Source organism: Streptomyces bottropensis ATCC 25435 (assembly GCF_000383595.1).
GTDB lineage: Bacteria > Actinomycetota > Actinomycetes > Streptomycetales > Streptomycetaceae > Streptomyces > Streptomyces bottropensis.
In genome coordinates this window covers 146,080-169,200 of the sequence record NZ_KB911581.1, presented here as the reverse complement: position 1 = coordinate 169,200, position 23,121 = coordinate 146,080, and the positions used below count along the sequence as shown (strand labels likewise).

The 23,121-nt window shown below is 71.3% G+C and carries 20 protein-coding genes and 1 pseudogene; 14 read left to right on the top strand and 7 right to left on the bottom strand.

What is annotated here, in order from left to right:
• Positions 1 to 85: 85 nt before the first annotated feature.
• The 6 genes and pseudogenes from STRBO_RS44070 to STRBO_RS0100735 all read left to right on the top strand — a co-directional run bounded on the left by STRBO_RS44070 (position 86) and on the right by STRBO_RS0100735 (position 8,935).
• Positions 86 to 3,532, top strand: a complete 3,447-nt coding sequence (locus STRBO_RS44070; RefSeq protein ID WP_005483226.1) for a SpoIIE family protein phosphatase — start codon at positions 86 to 88, stop codon at positions 3,530 to 3,532.
• A gap of 361 nt (positions 3,533 to 3,893) precedes the next feature.
• A complete protein-coding gene (locus STRBO_RS0100745) occupies positions 3,894 to 6,539 on the top strand; it encodes an SdrD B-like domain-containing protein (protein WP_037626878.1) in 2,646 nt (881 codons plus the stop codon).
• Positions 6,540 to 6,714: 175 nt separating this feature from the next.
• Entirely contained in the window at positions 6,715 to 7,458 is a 744-nt protein-coding gene (locus STRBO_RS0100740) for a L,D-transpeptidase (protein ID WP_161375688.1), read from the top strand.
• 157 nt (positions 7,459 to 7,615) lie between these two features.
• A pseudogene (locus STRBO_RS45590) lies at positions 7,616 to 8,041 on the top strand (DUF6879 family protein); the annotation flags it as partial.
• A 65-nt stretch (positions 8,042 to 8,106) separates the two neighbouring features.
• Positions 8,107 to 8,361 (top strand): helix-turn-helix domain-containing protein, encoded by a 255-nt coding sequence (locus tag STRBO_RS41135; protein WP_005483217.1) that lies wholly within the window; start codon positions 8,107 to 8,109, stop codon positions 8,359 to 8,361.
• A 226-nt stretch (positions 8,362 to 8,587) separates the two neighbouring features.
• Positions 8,588 to 8,935, top strand: a complete 348-nt coding sequence (locus STRBO_RS0100735; protein WP_005483215.1) for a helix-turn-helix domain-containing protein — start codon at positions 8,588 to 8,590, stop codon at positions 8,933 to 8,935.
• Positions 8,936 to 9,763: 828 nt separating this feature from the next.
• Here the strand turns inward: STRBO_RS0100735 and STRBO_RS0100730 are convergent.
• Positions 9,764 to 10,309 carry an RICIN domain-containing protein gene (locus STRBO_RS0100730; RefSeq protein WP_005483213.1) on the bottom strand — a complete coding sequence of 182 codons (546 nt, stop codon included), beginning with the start codon at positions 10,307 to 10,309 and terminating at the stop codon, positions 9,764 to 9,766.
• Between the two features lie 128 nt (positions 10,310 to 10,437).
• On the opposite strand from STRBO_RS0100730, the gene STRBO_RS0100725 reads away from it, so the two are divergent.
• The 4 genes from STRBO_RS0100725 to STRBO_RS0100710 all read left to right on the top strand — a co-directional run bounded on the left by STRBO_RS0100725 (position 10,438) and on the right by STRBO_RS0100710 (position 13,731).
• Complete coding sequence (locus tag STRBO_RS0100725) at positions 10,438 to 10,959, top strand: DUF3515 family protein (protein ID WP_005483211.1); 522 nt, start codon at positions 10,438 to 10,440, stop codon at positions 10,957 to 10,959.
• Between the two features lie 17 nt (positions 10,960 to 10,976).
• Positions 10,977 to 11,576 carry a TlpA family protein disulfide reductase gene (locus tag STRBO_RS0100720; protein WP_020113611.1) on the top strand — a complete coding sequence of 200 codons (600 nt, stop codon included), beginning with the start codon at positions 10,977 to 10,979 and terminating at the stop codon, positions 11,574 to 11,576.
• A 104-nt stretch (positions 11,577 to 11,680) separates the two neighbouring features.
• The gene (locus tag STRBO_RS0100715) at positions 11,681 to 11,935 is read left to right on the top strand and encodes a hypothetical protein (RefSeq protein ID WP_005483206.1); all 255 of its coding nucleotides are present in this window, start codon (positions 11,681 to 11,683) and stop codon (positions 11,933 to 11,935) included.
• A 608-nt stretch (positions 11,936 to 12,543) separates the two neighbouring features.
• A complete protein-coding gene (locus tag STRBO_RS0100710; protein ID WP_005483205.1) occupies positions 12,544 to 13,731 on the top strand; it encodes a hypothetical protein in 1,188 nt (395 codons plus the stop codon).
• 23 nt (positions 13,732 to 13,754) lie between these two features.
• Here STRBO_RS0100710 and STRBO_RS0100705 read toward each other — a convergent pair whose 3' ends face one another.
• The 3 genes from STRBO_RS0100705 to STRBO_RS0100695 form a co-directional block, all read right to left on the bottom strand.
• A complete protein-coding gene (locus tag STRBO_RS0100705; RefSeq protein ID WP_005483202.1) occupies positions 13,755 to 14,729 on the bottom strand; it encodes a hypothetical protein in 975 nt (324 codons plus the stop codon).
• 114 nt (positions 14,730 to 14,843) lie between these two features.
• Complete coding sequence (locus STRBO_RS0100700) at positions 14,844 to 15,605, bottom strand: L,D-transpeptidase (RefSeq protein ID WP_005483200.1); 762 nt, start codon at positions 15,603 to 15,605, stop codon at positions 14,844 to 14,846.
• Positions 15,595 to 16,098: a SigE family RNA polymerase sigma factor gene (locus tag STRBO_RS0100695; RefSeq protein ID WP_005483199.1), complete on the bottom strand. Its 504-nt coding sequence runs from the start codon at positions 16,096 to 16,098 to the stop codon at positions 15,595 to 15,597. Before STRBO_RS0100695 ends, STRBO_RS0100700 begins: the two co-directional genes overlap by 11 nt.
• Before the next feature lie 153 nt (positions 16,099 to 16,251).
• Here STRBO_RS0100695 and STRBO_RS0100690 point away from each other — a divergent pair, with 153 nt between their 5' ends.
• From STRBO_RS0100690 to STRBO_RS0100675, 4 genes are all read left to right on the top strand, one after another.
• Positions 16,252 to 17,277, top strand: a complete 1,026-nt coding sequence (locus STRBO_RS0100690) for a L,D-transpeptidase (RefSeq protein ID WP_005483197.1) — start codon at positions 16,252 to 16,254, stop codon at positions 17,275 to 17,277.
• Positions 17,278 to 17,402: 125 nt separating this feature from the next.
• Positions 17,403 to 17,966: a hypothetical protein gene (locus tag STRBO_RS0100685; protein WP_020665467.1), complete on the top strand. Its 564-nt coding sequence runs from the start codon at positions 17,403 to 17,405 to the stop codon at positions 17,964 to 17,966.
• A 100-nt stretch (positions 17,967 to 18,066) separates the two neighbouring features.
• Positions 18,067 to 18,621: a SigE family RNA polymerase sigma factor gene (locus STRBO_RS0100680; RefSeq protein WP_020113609.1), complete on the top strand. Its 555-nt coding sequence runs from the start codon at positions 18,067 to 18,069 to the stop codon at positions 18,619 to 18,621.
• A gap of 71 nt (positions 18,622 to 18,692) precedes the next feature.
• Positions 18,693 to 19,466 (top strand): hypothetical protein, encoded by a 774-nt coding sequence (locus tag STRBO_RS0100675; RefSeq protein WP_020113608.1) that lies wholly within the window; start codon positions 18,693 to 18,695, stop codon positions 19,464 to 19,466.
• A gap of 7 nt (positions 19,467 to 19,473) precedes the next feature.
• Here STRBO_RS0100675 and STRBO_RS0100670 read toward each other — a convergent pair whose 3' ends face one another.
• From STRBO_RS0100670 to STRBO_RS0100660, 3 genes are all read right to left on the bottom strand, one after another.
• Positions 19,474 to 20,826 (bottom strand): tetratricopeptide repeat protein, encoded by a 1,353-nt coding sequence (locus tag STRBO_RS0100670; protein WP_005483189.1) that lies wholly within the window; start codon positions 20,824 to 20,826, stop codon positions 19,474 to 19,476.
• Positions 20,827 to 21,147: 321 nt separating this feature from the next.
• Complete coding sequence (locus STRBO_RS0100665) at positions 21,148 to 22,530, bottom strand: outer membrane protein assembly factor BamB family protein (RefSeq protein ID WP_005483185.1); 1,383 nt, start codon at positions 22,528 to 22,530, stop codon at positions 21,148 to 21,150.
• Positions 22,527 to 23,081: a SigE family RNA polymerase sigma factor gene (locus tag STRBO_RS0100660; protein ID WP_005483183.1), complete on the bottom strand. Its 555-nt coding sequence runs from the start codon at positions 23,079 to 23,081 to the stop codon at positions 22,527 to 22,529. Before STRBO_RS0100660 ends, STRBO_RS0100665 begins: the two co-directional genes overlap by 4 nt.
• Positions 23,082 to 23,121 lie beyond the last annotated feature (40 nt).

Here is a 23,121-nt window from a genome sequence, read left to right as displayed (position 1 = left end):
TTGCGCCGTCACAAGTTGGCCCACCTGCGATCACACAAGGTGAATAATGGGGCCGGAGGGCGTCTCAGCGACAGAGAGGGTCGCCGTGGGGACCGACAGGGACAGTGCCGTTTCCCGTCAGCGCTTCGACGTGGCCGATGCCGCGCCGTTGCTGATCGACGCGGACGGGTTCGTGACGAGCTGGACCCGGGACGCGGAGCGGCTCTTCGGGTATCCGGCGGCCGAGATCCTCGGCCGCAGCGTCCGCACGCTCCTGCTCGACGAGGACGGTGAACGCATCGGGCGCCTGGCCGAAACACATCGCGCCCTCGGCGGCTGGTCCGGCATCCTCACCGCCCGCCACCGCGACGGCCACCGCATCAAGGTGATGGTCCGGGTCGTCCCCACCCGCGAGGCGACCTCGCCGGATCACCCGACGGGTCACACGGCGGATCACCCGACGGGTCACACGGGTGGCTCAGCGTCGGTGGGTGGGTTGGGGGCGGTGGGTGGTTCGGGTCCGGCGGGAGGCTCGGGTCCGGTGGGTGGTTCGGGTCCGGTGGGCGACCTCGACGCGGTGAACAGCCCGACGGCTCCGGTGAGTGGTTTCGCTCCGGCGGGCGGCTCGGATTCTTCTGTGGGCTCGGTCGGTTCCGCCGGTTCCATCGGTGGGGCCGGTTCAGCCGCCCTGCCTGGTGCGGTTCCCGCGGCCGGCCCGACCGGCTCCCCTGGGCGGCCCGGTTCAGCCGCCCGGCCCAGTGCGGCCCCCGCCGCCGGTCCCCACGCTTCCACCGGTTCCACCGAAACGACGGGCTCGACCCCTGCGACCGGTCAGGCCGGCTCGACCCGGGCAACCGGACCCGCCGCTCCCGCCGGGCCGGCCGGTGGTTCAGCCGCCCCACCCGGCGCCCCCGCTTCCACCCCCGTCGCCCCCTCGCCGCCGCCCCCCTCCGCCTGGCCCGCCCCGCGCCCCGGCTATCCCGACATGGCCCACTCCGCCACGCCGCCTGCGGCGCCGCCCCGGCCCGTACCGCCGACCCCGCCCGGGATCGGGCACGCGCCCGCCCGGGAGACGGGCACCCTGCCGGCCTCCGCGAACGCCGGGACGCCGTCCCGGCAGGGCACGCTCCCGCCCAAGCCCGCCCCGCCCCGGGCCATGTCGCCATGGGCCGCGTCGTCCCAGTCCGTATCGCCCCGGCCCGCGTCACCGGCGCCGCAGGCAACCCCGCAGGCGACCCCGCATCCGCCCGCGCCCGAAGCCGGGCGCCCGGCCGTCCGGGGGCACGGCACCTGGTCCGCCGCCCAGGGCTCCGGCAAGCCGGCGGTCCGGCAGAACACGCCCGCCCCCGGCCTCCCGTCCCCGTCCGCCCGTCTGCCCTTCCCCCCGTCCCCGGCCCTCTCCGCACCCCAGCCCTCCCCTTCCCCCGCCCCTCTCAAGGCCGCCCACTGGGTCGCTCTCGTCTCCGATGCCACGCAGGCCCCCGGCTGGGACATGAGCCGGACCGTGCTGGAGCGGATGACCGCGTGGTCGCCCGTCGGCATAGCGATCGTGGACACGGAGCTGCGGTTCGTGTGGTCGAACGCGGCCCTGGAGCGGTTCGGCGGCGGCCGGGCGCACGAACGGGTCGGGCTGCGGCTCGCCGAGGTGCAGCCGGGCCTCGACGCCGAGCGCATCGAGACGCAGATGCGGCTGGTGCTGGAGACGGGCGTCCCGGTGCTCGACTACGAGCACGTGGGCCGGTTGCGGTCGTCACCGCACCGCGAGACCGCGCACGCCATGTCGTTCACCCGGCTGGAGGACGACCACGGGCGGCCGATCGGCGTGTACTACACGGTGGTCGACGTGTCGGAGCAGCACCGCGCCCGCATCCGGCTGGCCCTGCTCGACCGGGCCGGCGACCAGATCGGCCGGACCCTCGACGTGGGCCGTACCGCGCAGGAGCTGGCGGACGTGGTCGTGCCGACGCTCGCCGACTTCGTGACCGTGGACCTGCTGGACTCGGTGCTGCGGGGAGCCGAACCGGGCCCCCTCGGCGACGACTCCGTCCTGCTGCGGCGGGTCGCCCAGCAGTCCGTGCGCGCCGGGGTGCCCGAGGCCGTCCTGGAGATCGGCGCGGTCGCCTCGTACGCGGCCGGCTCGCCGCCGGTGCGGGCGCTGGTCGAGGGCCGGTCGTGGACGGAGCCGAGGCTCGACCCGCTGTCGGCCGAGTGGGCCAGGGCGGTCCCGGGCGGCCGGACGGTGCCCGCGGACGCGCTGGGGCTGCACAGCGTGATGATCGTGCCGGTGCGGGCGCGCGGCATCACGCTCGGCATCACCACGTTCTTCCGGCGCGACCGGCAGGACCCCTTCGACGCCGTCGATCTGGGCCTCGCCGAGGAGTTGGTCGGCCGGGCCGCCGTCTGCGTCGACAACGCCCGCCGGTACACGCGCGAACGCGACGCCGCCCTCGTCCTGCAGCGCAGCCTGCTGCCGCGCCGGCTGCCCGAGCAGGACGCGGCCGAGGTCGCCGCCCGCTACCGGCCCGCCGACGAACTGACCGGCCTCGGCGGCGACTGGTACGACGTCATCCCGCTGTCGGGTGCCCGTGTCGCCCTCGTCATCGGCGAGGTCGCGGGCCACGGCATCGACGGCGCCGCGGCCATGGGCCGCCTGCGTACGGCCGTACGCACCCTCGCCGACCTGGACCTGCCGCCGGACGAGGTGCTCGCCCACCTCGACGACATGGTCGCCAAGTCGGCACGGCAGGAGGGTGCCGAGCCGGGCGGGGGCAGCGGCCAGACGGTCGGGGCCCGCTGTCTGTACGTCGTCCACGACCCGGTGTCGGGCAGGTGCGCGATGGCCGCCGCCGGACCGTCGGCCCCGGCCCTGGTCGCCCCGGACGGCACCGTCACCTTCCCGAAGCTGCCCGAGGGGCCCGCGCTCGGCGTCGACCAGCAGCCCTTCGAGGCGCTGGAGCTGGAACTCCCCGAGGGCACCGTCATCGCCCTGCACACCGACGGACTGCTCGCCGAGGCCTCCCGCGAGGCGCTGTGCCGCGCGCTGGCCCGGCCCGAGCCCTCCCTCGAACGGCACGCCCAGCGCGTCCTCGACGCCCTCGCCCCGGCGCGCCCCACCGACGACGTCGCCCTCCTCCTCGCCCGCACCCGGCGGCTGCCCGCCCACCGGGTCGCCTCCTGGGAGCTGCCGGCCGACCCGGCGCTGGTGGCGGAGGCCCGCAAGTCGACCACCCGGCAGCTCGGCGCGTGGGGGCTGGACGAGCTGGCGTTCACCACCGAACTGGTCGTCAGCGAGCTGGTCACCAACGCGATCCGGCACGCGGCCGGGCCCATCCGGCTCCGGCTCGTCCTCGAACGCACCCTGATCTGCGAGGTGTTCGACGGCGGCGCCACCGCGCCCCACCTGCGTCACCCGCGCACCAGCGACGAGGGCGGCCGGGGCCTCTTCCTCATCTCCCAGTTCACCCAGCGCTGGGGCACCCGCTTCCTGCCCGAGGGCAAGGTGATCTGGGCGGAACAGTCCCTGGCGGACCCGCCCGACGGCCCCGTCGGATGATCCGCCGGCCTGACCCCGCCGTTCCCCGCGGGTAGGGCCGCCCACCGCCGTTTCCCCGCGGGTACGGGCCGCCCACCGCCGTTCCCCGCGGTATGGGCCTACCGCCCATCGTCGCCGTACGCCATGCGGGGACGCCTTCGCTCGGCCGGCCGGGTGAACTCGCCTTGCCTCCGACCCTCTCCCCATACCCGCCGTCTCCCCCGAATCTCCGCATTCCCGGCATTACCCCGCCCCCTCCCATCCCTCCCGTGCCCCGTTCGGCCTGATTAGTCGCGCTTGGCACTTCATATGAATGCAGGGGTCGGCTTCGGGCACCGGGTTCCGTCGCCTCGGCAGGACATCAGGAGAAGAGGGACGTGGCGTGAAGCGAAGAACTCCGGGGGGCGTGGGTCTGGTCCTGGCCGTCTCGGCGGCGCTGGTGCTCGGGCCGGCCGGCGAGGCGGTCGGCGCCGGCCCCGGCGTCAGGGCCACGGTGGACGGCAGGGCACCCGGCGACGGCAGCGTGACCGTACGTGTCGTCAACGAGGTGGACGGCGACGGGCTGTACGACCGCCCCTTGGAGAAGGGCCGCGAGGGCGTGCGGGTCACGCTGACCGACGACCGGGGGACGGTGGTGGCCCTGACCACCAACGCGTATGGCGTCGCCTGGTTCCAGCCGTCGAAGTCCCCGCTGCTCGGCGGCAGATACCGCGTCCAGGTCCACAACCCCGACCCCCGCACCCTGCAGCCGGCGATCGCGGGACTCGGCGACGGCCCGAACGTCATCCGCAGCAGTGTCGGCTTCGTGGACGTCACCCGCAACCGGAGCATCACGTACACGACCGGTTTCTGGGAGCCCGGGGTCTACTGCCAGGAGAACCCCGACCTGGTGACCTGCAACCTGACCAAGGGCGACGCCCCCGACACCCATCAGGGTCTGGTGCGGTTCGCGGGGAACTTCTCCGACACCCACCCCGGCGGCACGGTCGAGCGGCTGACCAACAACACGCAGCAGGGCGCCGTGTTCGGCATCGGCAACGACCGTACCGGCAACACCTACATGGGCACGCTGGTCAAGCGGCACGCGGCCTACGGGCCGGCGGGCGCGACCAACACGATCTACCGCCGCAACAGGGACTCCGGGGTGAGCACCTTCGTCACCCTGCCGGGCCTGCTCACCGAGCACGACGAGTCCGACGACTGGCTCCGGGACGACCCGGTCTACGGCAGGGTCGGCCGGGAGGGCATCGGCGACGTCGACGTCTCCGGTGACGGCAGGACCCTCTACGCCGTCAGCCTCAACGACTCCCGGCTGTACTCCGTGCCGATCCGCGGCAGCGGCGACCGGGTCTACCCGGGCACCTACCGCTCGCACGTCATCCCCAAGCCCGCGGACTGTGCCGGTCACTGGCACCCGTACGGCATCGGGGTGCGCGGCGGGCGGGTGCTCGTCGGCGGGGTGTGCGGGGCGGAGAACACGGTGAGCAGGACCGCCCCGTGGGGCGACCCGTCCGAAGTCACCGCGCACGTCTACGAGTTCCGCCAGGGCAAGTTCAGCCATCTCTTCCACACGGCCATGAACTACCCGCGCGGCTGCGCCTACCGGTTCACCGGACTGCCCGCGAGCATCGCCCGCTGCGCCAAGCCCGCAACCGTCGGCAGGCCGCTGAGCGCCATGTGGGAGGCGTGGAACCAGCGCGTCCCCGTCCCCGGACACCTCTCCTTCGTCTCCGCGCCGCAGCCGATCCTGTCCAACATCGAGATCGCCGACAACGGTGACCTGGTGCTGGGCTTCCGCGACCGCTTCGCCGACATGCAGGGGACGGCGACGTACCCCTTCAACGCGCACAAGAAGGGCCTGGTCAGGGCCATCGCCGCCGGTGACGTGCTGCGCGTGTGCGCCTCCCGTACGACGTACACGCTGGAGAACAACGCCCGGTGCGACGCGCTCTACGGAGCGCGGCCCAACAACGACGAGGGCCCCGGCCACGGCGAGTTCTACGCCGACTCGACCGCGCTCGCGGACGCCCACGAGGACCAGGTCACCCAGGGCGGCACGGCACTGCAGCCGTTCCGGAACAGGCTGTGGAGCACGGTCTACGACCCGTTCGACGACTACCCCTGGGAGCAGGGCGTCCGCCGCTGGAGCACCGACAAGGGCCGCACCGAGGGCAACCTCACGATCCAGCGGACCTGGAGCGCGGACGCGCAGCGGCGCGCCCTCCTCTTCGGCAAGGGCAACGGCCTCGCCGACCTGGAGATGGTCTGCGACCGGGCGCCCGTCCAGATCGGCAACCGGGTCTGGTACGACGGCAACGGCAACGGCGTCCAGGACCCCTCCGAGCCGCCGGTCAAGGGCGTGAAGGTGACGCTCGACCCGCAGTCGCCCGGCCCCGACCTCACGGCCCGCACGGACGCGAACGGCGAGTACTACATCGGCAGCGGGCAGGGCCTGCGGCCCAACACCACCTACCGGGTCTCCTTCGACCACCGCGGCGTCGACACCACCGTCCTGCCGGGCCGCCCGAGCCACGCCGCCCTCAAGTGGACGGTCAAGGGCGCCGGTTCGAACCGCGCGATCGACTCCGACGTCGACGCGCACGGCCGGACCACGGTCCGCGTCGGCGACCCCGGCCATGTGAACCACACGGTCGACGCCGGCCTCACCCAGTCGGTGCGGCTGACGCTCCTGAAGCTGGACAAAAAGTCCGGCAGGCCGTTGGCCGGGGCGGTGTTCGAGCTGTGGCAGGACACCAACGGCGTCCGCGGCCTGCAGCGGCACGGCATGCGCAAGGACCGGTTCGTCAACGACTGCGCCAGCTCACGCACCGGCCGCTGCTCGTTCGGCTCGCTCCTGCCCGGCACGTACCACCTGGTCGAGACCGACGTCCCCGAGGGCTACCGCAAGCCGAAGCAGCCGGTCACGGGGCCGTACGTCCTCACCCCGAAGAACGCCTCGGCCGGGAACGGGCTGCTCGTGAAGCTGCGCAACGCGCGGGGAGAGGCGTGCAAGGGCAAGAAGTGCTGACACCTTCCTGACTCCGGCGCCCCGGGTCCCGTTCGAGGACCCGGGGCGCCGTGGTGTGCGGGTCGGCGGGCGGGTGCCCGTTCGGCCCAGCACGACGTCTCCGGGGCGGGCCGGATGCCGTATCTCTGGGAGGGGGTTCGGCGACCGAGCGAGTCAGTGAGTACCGGAGGCCGCGTTGACGAGACGAAGGACACGGAAGACGGGGAAGGCGCAGAAGACCCGGACAGGCGTGGTCGCGGCGGTGTCGACCGCGCTGCTGGGCTGGACGTGGGTCCCCGCCGCCGCGTCGGCGCCCGCGCCGGAGTGCGCCACGCGCACCGGCCCCTACCAGTGGGACCTGGAACGCCATCTCCGGCTTCCCCAGGACGGCCGGCAGTCCACCGCCGACTGTGTGGCGATCCGCGCGTTCCAGCAGCGCACGGGGGTGAGGCCGGCCGACGGCTACGCGGGCATCGCCACCTACCGCACGATGCTGGTCGTGCAGGCCCGTCCCGACCCCAACGCGGCCGGCAAGTGCCCCGTGCGGTCGTACCAGGTGACGTGTGTGGACCTCGACCGTCAGCTGATGTGGGTGCAGCGGGGGGAGCGGGTGATCTACGCGCCGGTGCCCGTGCGCACCGGCAGGGACGGCCTGGAGACCCGCACCGGCTGGCACACGGTCTACTGGAAGGACCGCGACCACCACTCCGACCTGTACGACGACGCCCCCATGCCGTTCGCCCAGTTCTTCGACAACGGGCAGGCCTTCCACGGCGTCCTCGACGACCTCTACAGAGGCGGCTCCCACGGCTGCGTGAACCTGCGCTACGCGGACGCCGAACGGCTCTGGAACGTCATGCACGAGGACGACGCGGTGTACGTGTGGGGCGTCAAGCCGGGCACGGGGCGGTCCGTGCGGCCGTCGGCCGAACAGGGTTGAGCCGTTGCGGCGCGGCGCCCCCGAGGGGGTCGGCCCCGACCGCCTCCGGGATGAATGCGAACATGCCGGCCTGAGCGGGAGGGACCCGACAGCGGGACCGTGTTCGCCATGAGGTCGACGCACCAGGAGAGTTGACGGATGAGACGCCCATCGAGGCGTGGGTGGGCCGCGATCGGGACGGGTCTGGGCGCGGCGGTGGTCGCCGGAGTGCTCGTGGCCCGGAAGGTCTCCTCCCCCGCCCTCGACGTACGGCCGGCCGCGCGCGCCGGGGACCTGGAGTGCACCCGGATCGCGGACCACTACCCCGCCCGGATCGCCGGTGAGTCCCGCGACCCCGTCTCCGTCACCGGCGTGGCCTCGGGCGCGGATCATCTCCGTACCGGTCAGCGACTACATCGAGTTCGAGCACCATCTGACCGGTCCGAACATGCGGGCCAGCGAGCAGGTTCGATGGCGGCCGCGCCGACGCACGTCCGCCTTGGCCCTGCCCGGCAACGACTTCTGGCTGTTCGACGACGGTTCCGTGGTCTTCCACCATTTCGCCGGTGACGGAGAACTCGCCCCTCACGACGAGGAGTTCAGCGATGATCCGGCGGTCATCATGCTGTGTGCGGATGCGTTCGAGACCGTGTGCGCTGGCGGTGCCGCATGCGGACTACCGGCTCGCCTGAACCACAATCCTCGGCGACCTCTTCGAGTGTTCAGGAAGCACGACAGGCCCTGGGCCGGCGTCTGCGTGAGATCCGCAAGAACGCCGGCCTCACGGCGCGCGAACTGGCCAGGCGCGCCGACTGGCACGAGTCGAAGTGCTCACGGCTGGAGTCCGGGCGCACCCCTCCACCCGATGCCGAATTCGCACTTATACAGCACTATGCGCCGACCAGGAGCACGCCGCTGACCTGATAACCACGGCACGAGGGGCTGTGGTCGCGGCACAACGTGCCAAGAAACCAGCCAAGTTGGCGGTAACTGCCATTGGGGAATTGACCTGAGAGGGAGGCCCTCGCGACGCGCCCGCGTCGTTTGCGGCGTGCCAATGTCAGTAGCAGACGTTAAGTTGAGGGTAGATCGCCGCCGCACTCGGGGCACGGGGCTCTGTCGGGAAAGCGGCATCGGGAAGGGCCGACCCATGACCAAAAGGTCTGACGTAGGAGACACCGCTTGCGCCTACCGGCGCACGGGGGCCGATCCGGTCCGGAACATCAGCAGGCTCAAGACGCTGACGGACCGGGAGAAGGAAGTCCTGCTTCTGCTGGGAACGGGCCTGGGCAATCGGCAGTTGGCCAGGGAGCTCGGTATCGCCGAGAGGACGGTGAAGGCGCATGTCGCACGCATAGTGGAGAAGCTGGAGCAGCAGACACGGCTGCAGGCCGCGGTGCTCTCCGCCCTCGCCCACGAGTTGCTGTGCGCCGACCCCCAGTGCACGTGCGACTCCGCCGCGCCGACTGTCCCGTCTCGTCGGGTGTCCGCCGTCTGACCGTCGACCGAGGTCAGCATCCGGCAGGCCGCCAGCCGCGGTGGCCACGGGGCGATACCCCGGACATGCTTGCCCATCGGCATGCGCCGCAAGGGATTGTTCGTTCACTCTTGAGAATCACAACCGGTCAATGACCAGCCGAGCACACGCAACTCATGTGCGACGCGAGCGACTTACGGGGTAGATGCGCGTATGACCACGAGATGAGGAACAAGAGGCAAGAGGTGGGACGAAGGGCCCACCATCCGTCGGGCCCTTCTCCGCCGATCCCCGCCCTCCCGCACCACCGGCAAGACCCGTCATATGCGGTGCGCCGTCGACGCGGCGATCCCTTTCTGCAAGGCCGGCCGTCTTGGCCGTCTACCACGCCTGCCTATCCCTCAAGGGCGACTTCTACCTCTCGGGCAAGCACAAGCAGCCCCGAACCATGAGATGTACTTCAACGGCCACACTTTCGCAAAGAAGCGCAGCACCAAGACCGTTCTCCGGTTCGCACAGTCCAACCCGGCCTGCGTGGTGAACGGCTCCTGCCGCCCAGCCCGGTCCAGAACGACCGCAGTTGCTGTGCCGTCCGGAGCCCTGGGCCGAGACCGACGGAACACCGATGAGGCGTCGACGGGGCACTGTCGCCCATTGCCTTAGTCGTAGAGCCCGGTTCGGGTTCGTGGCCATCGGGGCCGGTATGACTCTTTGCCCTTGCCTTGATGATCCGGGGGTGCTGTCGCCGGCCCCGGCGGCATCGGGCGCGCCGACCCGATTCGAGGACTGAGCAGCCTTCTGGCGACACCAATGACGCTGTGTTCGCGCCGGGGCAGAGACGGAGACAGGTCAGGAAAGGCCCCACTCCTGCTTCACTCGCCCTTTGTTCGACCCGTCGACCGGGGTGATCGTGATCTTCTGACCAGAGCTGCTGCTGGCGGCCGTGAGCACCTTCTTCGCGGACACGTTCTTGATCGTACTGCCGGCGAACGTCCACTGCTGCGCCTTGGACTTGGTGTTGCAGCTCGTCTGCTCCACTTGAGTCTTCGTCTTGGCGGACCGCACGTACAGGCACTTCTTCGAGTGCTTGTTCTTGATCACGAATATGCGCGCCTGGTTGGGCTTGTTGTCATTGATCCACACCAGGTCCCACCGCTGCGTGGTCGCCTTCTTCGCGCACTTGCGCAGCTTCAGGTCCGCCTTGTTGGCCTTGGAGTTGTCCATCGACAGGCACATGCCGTACGTGCCGAACACCTTCTCCAGGCGCACATTGCCGTAGCCCTTCGGGACCTTGTCCTGCGCCCCGGCGCCCGCCGCCGACGCCGGCAGCGCGCCGCCCGCCAGCAGAGCGCCCGCCGCACCGGCGAGCACAAGCCCCTTCACCGCGTTCTTCATGAAGCCACCGCTTTCTCCAGATCACGTACTTGGTGATCAGGACCGTAGAGTCCTGGCCGGTGGCGGCGGTATTGACTCTTTGGGCACTGCCTCAAGGGACACTCACACCCACCCCGTACGATCCCGCCATGTCCCGCCGCACCCGAATCGCCGGTCTGACCATCGGCGCCCTCGCCCTCACCACCGCCGCCGTGGTCACCGTGCACATGCTGAGAGAACCCACCTTCAGCTTCGCCCCCGCCCCACTGGCCGACGATCCCGCCTGTACCCGGGTCGGCGAGCGGTACCCCAACCGGCTGGCCGGGCTGGACCGGTCGGACACCACTACGAAGGGCGCGGCGGTCTGGGGTGACGGAGCCGTCGTCGCGCGCTGTGGCTTCCCCCGGCTCAAGGCCACCGCCGACGCGTGTGCCCAGGTCAACGGGGTGGACTGGGCATGGCGTACGAGCACGGACGACGACGGACGGGAAGTGCTGGTCACCTACGGTCGTGAACCGTCCGTCGAGGTGCAGCTCACCGTCGGCAAGGCGGCCCCCGACTCCGTCCTCGTCGGCCTCTCCCCCGCCGTGAGATCCCTCAAGCAACGCAACGAGTGTCTTTCCCCCTCCGATGTCATGGCACCCCCGAGTCCCACGCAAAGCACCCACTGAGGGAGTTGTAGTACCCGATGGCCACGACGAAGACGGTCCGGCTGGCGGCCATGTGCGCGATCGCGGTCGCGCTGTCCGGCTGCTCGACGAGCGAACCACTGGTACTCGATACGGACACGGCGCCGTCGGGCCGGTCCCAGCCGTTCAAAAGCGTTCCGGTGGCCGAGCGCGCGGACGCCCCCCAATTCTCCGGCAGTACGGTCGACGAGGATCCGGTCCGTCTCTCCGACTACCGTGGCAAGGTCGTCGTCGTGAACGCCTGGGCCACCTGGTGCGGTCCGTGCCGGGCCGAGTCGCCCGCTCTGGAGCGCACGTATCAGAAGTTCAAGGACCAAGGCGTGCAGGTACTAGGGATCAGCACCGACGTCGAGCGACAGAACGCGCGGGCCTTCCAGCGGGAGTTCGCCCTCTCCTACCCGAGCCTGCACGACCCGGACGGCAGGCAGTTCCTGAAGCTGCCGCGCGGCATGGTGAACACGCAGCTCCTCCCCTTCACCCTGTTCGTCGACCGGGAAGGCAAGATCGCCGGGGCCGTCCAGGCGCCATTGACCGAGAAGGAGTTGCAGGCCATTCTCACTCCGATACTGAAGGAGACCTCAGGGAAGACACAGGAGTAGGGGCGGTTGCGGCCGGGGCGGCCGAGAGTGCCAGGATGAGAGCGTACGAGCCGCTTCCCCGTACGGCGCAGGACGGCCACGCCCCACAGCAAGGGACCCGAGACATGGCAGCTGGAACCACCGACAGCCCGGCGACGCTCTACGGGCCGGTGTCGCTCGGTCTCGGGGTCATCGCGCTGATCACCGCGTTCTTCTTCGGTATCTTCGGCATTCTGGCCGGCGCCCTCGCCATCACCTTCGGGATCCTCGGCCTGACCAGCAAGGTCAACCGGACCAAGAGCACGATCGGGCTGGTCACCGGCGCCTTCGGGTTCCTCTACCCGCTCTCCTTCTTCTTCGTCTTCACCGGCGGCTTCTGAGGCATCCCCGTTACCTTCTAGACGGCCCCGATCTTGGGGCTCCCGGCCTTCTGGCCCGCCATGACTTTTGCCCCCTGTCGACCATGACCCGGGGGGTGGTGTCACCGGGTCGGGAGGCGCCGGTAGATCGCTCATAGGGGCAGGAGCGCCGGTCCGCCGGCAACGCTCTTCGTAACGTGGTTGCGGGATGTCGGCGCCCCCCCAGGCCCCTCAGGGGGTGAGGACCGATTCCCTCATCAACGAGGGTGACTTGGGCGCGTTCTCGCGGCTCTGACCGCTTGTGATCCTGACCTCCCCTCAATCGTCGCCGAGTTCGCGAAGGTGCCCTATCCGCTGGGGTCGACGGCGCGCTTCTCGTACGCATCGCCCCGGCGGCGCGATAGGACACCGCACTCGTTGTCATCGAAGCCGGTGGCCTCGGCCTACGCCAGCACCGTGCGGGCCCGCCCACCAGTGCCTTGCCTTTTCGGGCACTGCCCAAGAGGGCACTGCCCCAGGAGTCACTTACACCCCGCCCCCCTCCTCCCTAGTGTCTTTGGCAGGCGCCTGACAAGAAGCTATCCGCTCCCATCAGGTCGCCTGGCATTGACGGGGACGAAGGGACAAACATGCAGCTCTCTCGATTCGCGAAGGTGACGGCGCTGTCCGTGGCTCCGCTCACGCTGGTCGCGGGTGGTTTCCAGGCGTCGGCTCTCGCGGACCAGTCCGCTCAGGACGCACAGCCCGCCGCCGCGGCGTTCTCTGCGTCCGCGCTGTCCGCCAGGTCCGACGGCGGGCTGAAGGACGTCTCCGGCTTCAGCTCGAACAGCACCCAGGGCAAGACCATGAAGGCGGAAGACTTCGGTGTCATGCGGGCGGCCTCAGGAGAGGCCGCTGTCGTCGACAGCTCCATGGCACGCCAGGGCGTCACCACGGCTGCAGGCAAGGGTTTTGTCGAGCTGTCCTGGAAGGGCTACACGAAGGACGCCCGGTACGTCGTCACCCGAGAAGGCAAGAGCATCGCCACGCTGGGCGCAGGCGTGACCTCCTTCCGCGACACCGACGTGAAGGCGGGCGCCGACTACACCTACCAGGTCATTCCTCTGCTGCCGAAAGGCGGCAACCCGAACTCCAGGCTCTACGGCATGAGGGTGGCAGTCCCACACTCCGGCTCGCTCACGGGGCTGCGCGAGTTGGCGGTGGAGCGGGCGTCCACCGCCGCCGTGGCCAAGAAGTCCACGCTGAGCTGGGTCGGCTTCATCCCGCAAAAGTACGTCGCCGCTCCCATCGCTGGCTGTGACTACGGCCAGAGCTTCAAGTTCGGTGGTGACAACCACAAGGACTTCAACTGGAAGTCGAACAAGTACCGCTTCGCGCTCCACGCCACCATCACCTGGAAGACCAAGAAGGTGGTGAGTAACAAGCACATCAACCCCACCACCGTCTACGTGAAGAAGACGAACAAGTACGTGGGCTCGAAGACCGCCACCGCCAAGAACACGTACGCGAAGAAGCTGGCGTCGAGCGGCAACACCGTGGGCATCCGGATGGTCGTCCACGCCACCAACCCGTACTGCAAGGGTCTGGGCGGAGTGAAGGGCGCGGCCTCCGGTGCCTTCACCATCAGTATGTCCAAGAGTGGTAACTATGAGATCCGCTCGGGCACGCACCGCCAGTACCCGAACAACTACGTCTACATCTACGACGGCGGCAAGGTCACCAATGTCCACAAGAAGAAGCACGGCAGCACCAAGTGCCTCGTCGGCTCGGTCATGTGCCCCCAGGTGGACATGACCGGCCTCTACGGCAAGTTCTGACCTGACCTTCGGGCTTTCCCTCCTCACGCCGATGCTGGGGGAGGGAAAGCAGGAGAAGCGCCGACTACAGCGGACCGCCGGGCCTCGGAGGAGTCACCTTCGGCGGAGGACTCCTCGTCGAGGGACCGCTCGTCCGCAGACGGCTCGTCGGGGGCGTCCTCCTCGGCGGAACTCCCCTCGGACGGTGTCTTCTTCTCTCCCTTCTTCGGCTGCTCGCCCTTCTTCTCCTTCTTCTCCTGCTGTTGCTTCTTCAGGAGGTCCCGGAGGCGTTTGACTCCCGCCTGGGCGGCGTCGCGGGTGGCCGTGTCGTCGATGCCGTAGAGGCCGCCGTGGGTGACGAGGGCGGCGGTGTCGCCGACGCGTACGGTCGCGAGGTCGAGGGTGAGGGCGCTGTCCTCGCCCTCGACGTCACCGCTGACGACCAGCCGCAGGCCCTGCCGGGCGTCGCCCAGGTCGCCGGGCAGCTCGACGGGGGTGACCTCGGCGCCGTACTCCCGGCCCTGGGCGCCGGTGATGGTGAACTCCCCGCATTCATCGATGAGTTCGCGGAGGTGGCTGAGCCGGGCGTCGATGTCGGCCCGGTCGTAGGCGCCCACCTGGTAGCGCAACTGGGAGCCGTACTCGTAGTCGTCGAAGCCCGTGACGGCCGCCCCGCCCCGGGGCTTGCCGAGAACGTCCTCGGCGTACACCGCGTCGAGGAGTTCCTGGCACTCGGGGAGGTCGGTGCGGCCCTTGAGCAGGCCGTCCCGCCAGGTCGCCGCGCCCTGGGTACCGGCCCACGCCTCGCCGAGGTCGTCCTGGCGGAGCAGGGCGCTTCTGGCCCGGGCGTCGGTGAGGGCGGACGGGGCGGAGGGCGGGGACGAGGGGGAGGCGGTGTCGTCGACGGCCGCCTCGGGGAAGCCTCGCGGATGTCCTGGATCTTCCACGAAGCAGCCCGCCGCCCCCGCGAGCATCCCGAGGGCCACGACCCGGGCGAGAACACGGTGCGGACGACGCATGGCGGAGCCTCCCGAGAGCACGACGTTTCCGCTCCCACGCCAGCACCGTCCGGGCCCGTCCACCACCGCACGAGGGCGTACGGGTGAGCCGCTCCCCCGTACGGCCGCCCCCGCTCAGCCGGACGGTGGACTGGCGGACGGGGACGGGGTCGCCCCCACGCCCCGGATCTCCACGACCCCTCCCTCGGGCATCCGCTCGTACAGCCACCGCGCGTCCGCGGTGCGCAGACCGATCCAGCCGTCGGTGGTGTCCAGGCTGCCGGGTGCCGTCTCGTTGTGCGCGATGGCGGCGATCCAGACGCCTTCTCCCCAGGACGGACTCAGGGTGGTCCGCTCGTCCGCCGAGCCGCTCGGCTCGGTCCCGTCCGTCGCCTCGACGGTGCCGCGCGCCTCGCCCGTACGGGGACCGGCGTCCTCGACCGGGGACAGGGTCAGCGCCCACGACAGCTTCAGGTCGTAGTCGGAGCCGAGGCGGACCGTCTCCCCGGTGGCGACGACGGTGGCGTGCTTGCCGGTCACGGTCATCAGACCGGTCGGCGTCGGCGTGCGCTCCTTCCCGGCGGAGATGGGCAGCTCACGGCCGGCGAAGGTGAGGACGTGACGGGAGAGGTCCACCACGGCCTCGGGCGCCGCCGACGCGCTGGGCACGTCACTGGCGGCCGTGGGCGGGCGCTGCTGCGTGCCGTGGGAGGCGGCGTTCAGGGTGAGGACGGCGGCCAGCCCGGCCGCCGCGCAGCCGCCCGCGACGGCGGCGGACGTACGGCGCCGGCGGCGACGGCGGCCCGCGGTGGCGCGGACCTCGGCGCCGGAGCCGGGCGGCGGGACCTCGGCGGTCTCGGCCAGTTCGCGCAGCCGGACGGTGAGTTCATCGGACACGGCCGTCCTCCTTCTCACCCTCGCCGGGGGCCAGTTCGCGCGCCAGCGCCGCCCGGCCGCGGGACAGCCGGGCCTTGACCGTGCCCACGGGGGCGCCCGTCTCGGAGGCTACCTGTTCCACACTCAAGTCGCACAGATGGTGCAGAACCACCGCCATCCGCTGTGCCTCCGGGATTTTGCGCAACGCGTCGACCAGTACCGCCCGTTCGGGATCGGGGCCCGGCGCGTGTTCCGGGGGCGGATTGCGGCGCACCAGCTCCAGCCAGCGGCGGGCCCGCCGCCACCGGCTCACCGCGAGCCGCATCGCCACGGTCCGGATCCACGCCTCGGGCGCCCCGTCCGCCAGGAACTCCCGGCGCCGGTCCCAGGCCCGTACGAAAGCCTCCTGCACCACGTCCTGCGCCTCCCCGTGGTCTCCGGTGAAGGCGAAGATCTGGCCGGTCAGCCGGGGGAACGCGGTCGCGTAGAACGCGTCGAACTCGTCCTCGGTCATGCCCCCCGCCATTTTTCCGAACTCCCGTGCATCGCCGTGCAACCCGGTCGCCCCCGTCGTGCGTACAGGTCCCGTACGTACGCCACACATCGAAACACATCACGGAAACACACCGCTCGAAAGAGATCTGGTCGTAAGACAGCAGGGGGGAACATGACCACGGGGAACAGCGGCTCGGGGAAGAGAGCCGCGAGAGGCGGGACCACGGGGGCGAGGCGGGCCCGGCGCCTGGTCCACGCGCTCGCCGCGACGGCCGCGTGCACGGTCGCGGTGGCGCTCACGGGCTGTGCGGGGGCCGGGGCGGGAGTACGGGTGGAGGGACCGAGCGCGATACCGAAGGCGCATGCCCGGGCGGACGCGGAGAACGGGGCGGGGGCCAGGGGGGACGCCGAGGCCGTGCGCGTGAAGCCGAGCCCCGCCCTGCCGAAGGCCTTCGAGGGCGTGCGCGTGAACATCGCCGACGGCCAGGCCGTGGGCGTCGGCATGCCGATATCCGTGACCTTCGACCGCCCGGTCGCGAAGTCGGAACGCGCCGCTGTGGAACGGCGGTTGAAGGTCACGACGGACACCGGCGCCGAGGGGTCCTGGAGCTGGGTCAAGGGGCACAACCTCGCCGACGGCCGACGCGTCGACTACCGTCCCCGCGCCTACTGGAAGCCCGGTACGAAGGTCACCGTCGAGGTGGGTACGGACCTCACCCGGCACTTCACGATCGGCCGCTCGCTCATCGCCACGGTCGACGTCCGCAGCCACACCATGACCGTCGAGAAGGACGGCTCGACCCAGCGCATCCCGGTCACCGCCGGCGCGCCCGGCATGGACACGTGGAACGGCACGATGGTCGTCTCCGACAAGCAGCGCCGGGTGTTCATGGACTCCAGCACGGTCGGCTACGGCGACTCCTACGCCGGCTGGTACGGCTACGCGGTCCACCTCACCGCCTCCGGCACCTACCTCCACGAGAACCCGAAGGCCAACACCTACGCGGGCCGGCAGAACGTCACCCACGGCTGCGTGGGTCTCGCGGACGACGGCACGGCGAGGCGGTTCTACGACCAGGTCATCCCCGGTGACGTGGTGAAGGTGACCGGCTCGAAGGAGACCGTGGCCGTCGGCAACGGGTACGGCGACTGGAACCTGAGCTGGGACCGGTGGAAGGAGGGCAGCGCGCTGAGCTGAGGCGGCAGAAAAAACGTCGCACCGGTGTCATCCGTCCCGTACGCCTCCGGGGTTTCAGGAGTGTCAGACCAACGCACCTGAACCAACACACCTTTGGGGGTCGTCCGTTCATGACCATGACACGGATGCGCACACTCGTCGCCGTCGCAGCGCTGACCACGCTGCTGGCGGGGGCGTCGACGACGTCGTACGCCGTCTCGCGGGGGGAGACGGCGCACGGCGCCGCCACGGCGGTGGCGGAGGCGGCGGCCAGGAAGGCGCCGACTCCGCGCATCGTCCAGCCCGGTGAGCACGTCGTCGCCGCGCCCGGCTTCGAGTTCTGGCTGACGGCGGAGGGCAAGCACTGGCTGGAGCCGGACCTGCCCGACTTCCCGCAGTTCCGCAGCGTCGTCGACGGCAACATCGACCTGTCCCGGCCCGGGGTCTCCCTCCAGGCGTCCGGATTCGAGGGGCACTACTACCTCTCCGGCATCTACTACGGAGGCAAGGGCACCGCATCCCGCGTGGCGGTCCGGACCAGTACGGGCACGGTCCACGGCAAGCTGATCGAGCTGCCCGGGAAGCCGGGCTGGGGCGTCTGGTACGCCGTCGCGGATCTGCCCGCGCAGGACGACGGTCAGGAGTTCCTGCGCTCCGTGACCGTCCACGACACCCGGGGCGGCGTCTACTCCCGGCTGTCCCTGGGCTGACGGCCGCGCCCGCGCCGAAGTGATCGTGCGGGAGCGGGACTTGACCACCCCGCTCCCGCACGGCATGCTCCCCCGTTCCCGAGTCCGAGGACCGTCGTCCGTGCCGCAAGAGAAACCCGGATCACCGGAAGCCGGCGACTTCGCCGCGTACGCCACCGCCGCCTGGCCGCGTCTGGTGCGCACCGCGCACATGCTGACCGGCGACTTCCACGAGGCCGAGGATCTCGTGCAGACCACCCTCGCGAAGGTGTACGCCCGCTGGCGGCGCATACCGCGCGACGACGTCGACTTCTACGTACGGCGCTCGCTGGTCAACAACAACATCAGCCGCGTGCGCAAGAGACGCGTGGCCCTTCTGCTGACGCCGTTCCTGCCCGAGCGGGTGCACGAACGCCACGCCGGGCACGCCGAGTCCATCGCCCAACGGGCCGCTCTCACCCAGGCGTTGGCCGCGCTGTCGGCCCGGCAGCGGTCCGTGCTGGTGCTCCGCTTCTGGGAGGACCTCGGCGAGATGGAGATCGCCCAGCTGCTCGGCTGCTCGCTCGGCACCGTCAAGACCCACCTGCGCCGGGGGCTGCAGGCCCTGCGCGCCCACCCCGAGTTCGCCGGCGCCGTCCACGCGGCCCCTTCGCCCGTCTCCGGAGCACGCCCATGAACCAGCCCACCCCCGGGACCGGCCCGGACACCACCGCAGGAAGAACGACAGGAGAAGGAGGCGGAACGGACGTGGGTACGGACGTGGGTACGGTCGAGGACGGCGCGTACGACGCCGGCACCGGGCGGTTGCTGCGCGAGGCCCTCGCCGACGCCGCGTACGACATCACCCCGCAGGCCGTGCCGCTGTCGGCGATCGAGCGCGACGGCCGGGTCGTCCGGCGGCGGCGCCGGGCCGTCGCGCTGAGCGCGGGCTGCGGACTGCTGCTGCTCCCGTTCGCCGTGGTGCTGGCGCTCCGGCCCGGCGGCCCGCCCGCGACCGTCCAGCCCATGGCCCCGCCGACGCCGGCCGTGAGCGCCTCGCCCACGCCCGCCCGGATCACCGGACCGTACGCCGGGCAGACGCGCGTCGTCGAGCCGGGCGAGCGCGTGGACGTCGGCAAGGGCACCCGGATCTGGCTGACCGCCGAGGGCAAGCACGCGTACGAGCCGGTGATGTCCGACCTCGTCGAGTTCCAGAACCTGCTCGACGAGGACATCGACCGCAGCCGTCCGGGAGCCGCGATGCAGGAGGCGGTGTCGGGCACCGACTACGCCCTCCTGTCCGGCCTCTACTTCGGCACCCGGAGCCCGGCGGCCGGCGTACGGCTCGAACTCCGCGACGGCCGGACCCTCGACGGCACGGTCCTGCGGCTGGCCGGGAACAAGGGGTGGGGTGCCTGGTACGTGCTCACGCACCGCGAGGAGGGGACCCCGCACGCCGAGCGCCTGCGGAGCCTCACCGAGAAGGTCACGGTGTACGACAAGGAGGGCACCGTCCTCGTGTCGCGGACGTTCGACGACTGAGCCCCCGTCACAGCGGGGGCTGTGCGGGGGCCGGGCCGAGGGTGGTCGTGCCGGGGGCGGTGCGGTGGCCGAGGCCCGTGCGGTAGGCGTCGAGGGCGGCCTCGACGCGGCCCGTGCGGCGGTACAGGTCCCCGAGCAGGCGGCACAGGTCGGCCAGGTCACCGGCGGCGCCCGCGCGTTCCAGCAGGCTCAGCGCCCGTACGTAGTGCTCCTCGGCCGTGTCCGCGTTCCGGGCGTCCTCGGCGATGATGCCGAGGAGGCGGTGGGCGGCGGCGGAGTGCAGGGCGCCGCGTTCGGAGCTGAGGTCGCTGAGGACCTCGCGGAGCAGCTCGGCGGCCTCCTCGGACTTGCCGCGGCGGTGCAGGACGTCCGCGAGTTCGACGGCGACCTGACTGGTGTAGAGGGCGGCTCGCTTGGCGGAGAGCATGCGGCGGGCCTCGCGCAGCTCCTCCTCGGCGCGGACGTAGTCGCCGTTCTGGGCGTGGAGGTAGCCGCGCATCCAGTGGCAGTTGGCCAGTTCGGTGCGGATCTGGAGCTGCCGGTACAGCTCGGAGGCCTTGGCGAGCGAGGCGTCGGCCTCGGCGATGCGGCCCTCGGCGATCATCGTGCGGGCGACCGAGCGGTGCATACGGGCGACCAGGGCGGGATCGCCGGACTGCGGGGCGAGGGCGAGGGCCAGCTCGGCGGCCTGTGCGGCGCGGGCGTGGGCGCCCATGTCCATGTACGGGGCGATGACGCCGGTGTAGAGGAGGAGCAGCGCGTCGGGGTCGTGCAAGCCGTTGCGGTTCAGCTCGTCGAGGGTGGACTCGTAGAGGTAGCAGGCGTAGCGGAGTTCACCGGCGAGGTAGTGGGCGGTGGCGCGGCCGCGCAGGGCGGGGACGCGGGCGGGCAGCGGGGCTTCGGCGAGGCACTGCTCGACCTGCTCGAACCGCAGCTGGGCGGTCTCCAGGTCCCCGGTCTCCAGGGCGCACTCACCGAGTCCGAGCAGCGCGTCGGCCTGCTCGGCGACCAGCTGGTGCTCCTCCGCCTCGGTGAGGACGGCCGCGAACCCCTCGGCGGCGGCCTCCGTGGCGCCGCCGGACAGGGTGCGCTGGGCTTCGGTCAGGCGCAGCCGCAGCTCGGTGGCGAAGCCGGCGGGGCGGCCGGTGGCCAGTTCCTCGTACCCCACGCCGAGCCGTTCGGCGATGTGCCGCAGGGCCGGTTCGGAGGCGCGAACACGACCGGCCTCCAGGGTCGAGATGTACGCCGGGGTGTACGCGGGTTCCGCCAACTGACGCTGTGTGAGGCCCTGTTCCGTCCGCAGTCGCTGCACTCTGCGCCCGATGACCTCGGGATCGTCACGCTCGGCCGTACCTGCCATGACGTAAGCATGCCAGTAACCCCGCTTACGACGGCCGCTTTACCCCAACTCCCCACCACACTCTTGCCGTTGACATGGCAAAGGCTTACGTCGAGCGACGCGTCGAACACGCTCGGCCCACCCTGCCGGCCCGAGTGCCCGCCCCGGGCTCAGGACTCGGCGGTGTCCCCCTCGAAGCCGAGGGGCGCGGGCAGGGGGACGGCCGGCCCCATTCGCGGGGTGAAGGCGCCGGGCTTCGCGCGAACGGGACGGGGCGGCTCCGCCTCCGGGTCGGGGTGAGCCGCCCCGGGCCGGGGCGGGGGGCAGGCCCGGGGCGGGGCGTCAGTCGCCCAGGTTCGGCAGGAGGGAGACCACCCTGCTGCCGCTGCGGGCGATCAGTACGTCCTCGTACAGCAGGGCCTGAGGCATAGCCCCGTGCTTGCCGGCGTCGACGTGTCCGCGCCAGATCCGCTCGCCCGTGCTCGCGTCGAGGCCGGACAGGGCGCCGTCCGGGCCGAAGAAGTACACGACGTCCCGGCCCGGCGACACCACCGGGTTCGCCAGGTCTGGCCAGGCCGCCTCGGCGTCGGGCACCTTGATGCCGACCGGGGCGGTCCACAGGGTCTTTCCCGTCGTGAGCGAGTAGGCGGATGCCTCACCCCTGGAGGACACGGAGATCAGCCGGTCCTCGGCGAGCACGCTGCGGACCGTCGTACCCCGGACCGGGTAGGAGAGCGGGGTCTGCCTGCCCGAGCCGTCGACGACGGTCAGCCTCTCGGTCCTCGCTTTCTGCTCCTCCGTCTCGAACACCACGCTCGACCGTTCCGGCATCCTGGTCAGGACGATCCGGTCCCCCCAGGTCCCGACGATCTGCTGCCTGCCGGGGAGGGCCGTGACCTTGGTGGTCCGTCCGGTGGCGGGGTCGAGACGCAGGACGTCGGTCCGCCCGGGCTTCTTGGTGTCCGGCGAACACAGGAGGTAGGGGACACCGCTCAGCGCCACCCGGTCGCACCAGATGCCCTTGCCCCAGGTGTGGCGCCACTTCACCGCACCGGTCCGCGGATCGAGGGCCGACATCGTCCGGTCCCTCGGGGTGTTGGCGAGGACCGCGCCGTCGATGAGCTGGGCGGCCTGGTCGTCGCGGTTGTCGCTAGCCAGTCGCACCGACCACAGCACCTTGCCGGTGTCGGTGTTCACCGCCGTCAGGTCGGTGCCGGGCGCGTAGTTCCCGTCCGACCCCTTCTCGGCGGTGTGGGCGCGGTAGACGAAGAGCACGCCGTCGCGCACGGCGACCGGTCGGCTGGACACCGACACGGGCCCGGAGCCGTCGCCGATCGCCTTGAGTGTCCACAGCCGTTCGCCGGTGTTCGCGTCGAACTTCACGGCGTCGTACTTGTACCCGGAGCAGTACAGCGCGGCGCCGTCCACCAGGCAGCCCCGGTCGAGGGCGCCCCGGGCGTCGATCCGCCAGGGATGCCAGCCCTCCGGCGACTGCGCCGGTCGCGCCGGCCGGTCCTGGTCGCCCGCCCCGCCGCCCCCGAAACCGAACACCGCTCCCACGGTGATCGCGGCCACGGCCGCCGCCGTCCCCGCCACCTGCGTGAAGCGGCGCCGCGCGCGCCGCCGCACCACCTTCTCGACGAGGTCACCGGGCGCCCGTACGCCGTCCAGGTCGACGGCGTGCAGCGTCTCCCGGACCTTCTGCTCCACCTGCTCCGTCGTCATCCCCGTGCCCCCTTCGGCGTAAGACTGAGCTGCCGTCCCTCTTCCTCCGCGAGGCCCGCCGGCCCCAGTTCCGGTACGAGTGCGCGGAGTTTGGCCAGTGATCGGTACGCCGTACTGCGCACGGTGCCGACCGGGCACCGCAGCAGCGTCGCGACCTCGGCCTCCGGCAGGTCCTCGAAGTAGCGCAGGACGACCACGGCCCGCTGGCGTTTCGTCAGCCGGGCGAGCGCCGCCCACAGCGCGACCCGCAGCTCGGACTCCGCCCCGGCGTCGGCGTCGGTACCCGACTCGGGCACCACGGGCACCGTCGTCTCCGCGCGGTGTCCGCGCAGCCGCCAGCGGTTGACCTGCTGGCGGTACATGACCTGGCGCACGTACGCCTCGGGCTGCTCGATGCTCGACCAGCGTCCGTAGACCTTCATCAACGCGATCTGCAGCAGATCCTCCGCTCCGTGCCGGTCACCACCGGTGAGCAGCACCGCGAGCCGCAGCAGCGCGGTGGAGCGCATCGCTACGAACTCCCGGAACTCGTCGTGACTCGACGCCTTCATCAACCCTCCCCCTTCTCGGCAACCCTCACGACGTGCCGAG